Origin of the sequence: Paenibacillus sp. EKM206P (assembly GCF_011066155.1) — a bacterium.
Taxonomy (GTDB): Bacteria; Bacillota; Bacilli; order Paenibacillales; family Paenibacillaceae; genus Paenibacillus; species Paenibacillus polymyxa_D.
In genome coordinates, this window is the sequence record NZ_JAAMNQ010000104.1 from 1 (window position 1) to 292 (window position 292).

Annotated in this window: 1 protein-coding gene; it reads right to left on the reverse strand. The window is 57.5% G+C overall.

Going from position 1 to position 292, the window contains the following annotated elements; translation table 11 throughout:
* On the reverse strand, positions 1-292 hold a 292-nt coding region (locus G9G53_RS25905; protein ID WP_165150907.1), incomplete at both ends, for an AMP-binding protein.

Here is a 292-nt window from a genome sequence, read left to right on the forward strand (position 1 = left end):
ACTCAATGCTGCCGTCTGGCAACCACCGGGCCAGGTCGCCCGTTCGGTACATTCGGTGTGCGTAAGTGCTGTCCGCTGGATCGGTTGCTGCCGCAACAGCGAACGGATTCAGGACAAACTTCTCTGCCGTCAGCTCTGGCAGATTCAGGTATCCTCGTCCGACACCTGCACCCCCGATATAGAGTTCACCTGCGATACCGATCGGTACCAGCTGTTGCTGGCTGTTCAGGATGTACACCGACTGGTTCGCGATCGGCGTTCCGATAGATACCGTATGCTCCCCTTTTTCCAG